Here is a 459-nt window from a genome sequence, read left to right as displayed (position 1 = left end):
CCGAAGAAACAGCCGGAATTTTTTTTGAGTATGTTTTAAATCAGCAGGGTCAGATTGCTCTCTCAATATAGACATGAGTTTCCAAAGCCAGACAGAATCGGAGAGGAAAAAGTATTATAACTTAGGTGCGATCACTTTCGGTGTACAAATCGGTGTACAAGACATCACTGACACATCCGTTCCGCGAAAAACCCGCGTCGTCGCCAGATCATTCTGGCTCACCATAACGTTTTCATCCAGTAGTGTCTCACCATTCTGATCCATGACAACCAGATTGGTCACACCATTACTCCGTCCTGTCAGGATAATGGTTTTCGAATCCTGCATCATGGCATCAACAATCGCATCATTACCAATAATGACAGATTTTACCGGTTTATCGAGACGCAGAATATGAGCCTGATCGGTCTGAATCTGAATTGTCTGACTTTCCTCAGCTCCGGCCTGATGTGACAGCAG

1 protein-coding gene is annotated in these 459 nt (G+C 44.4%); it reads right to left on the bottom strand.

The features are described 5' to 3' along the window. Positions 1-114: 114 nt before the first annotated feature. On the bottom strand, positions 115-459 hold a 345-nt coding region (locus HBA93_RS18600; RefSeq protein ID WP_221724289.1), incomplete at its 5' end, for a pilus assembly protein N-terminal domain-containing protein.

This window comes from Ochrobactrum sp. SFR4, assembly GCF_019730395.1.
Classification (GTDB): Bacteria; Pseudomonadota; Alphaproteobacteria; order Rhizobiales; family Rhizobiaceae; genus Pseudochrobactrum.
The sequence above is the reverse complement of the archived record's forward strand: the minus strand, read 5'-3'. Positions and strand labels throughout refer to the sequence as shown.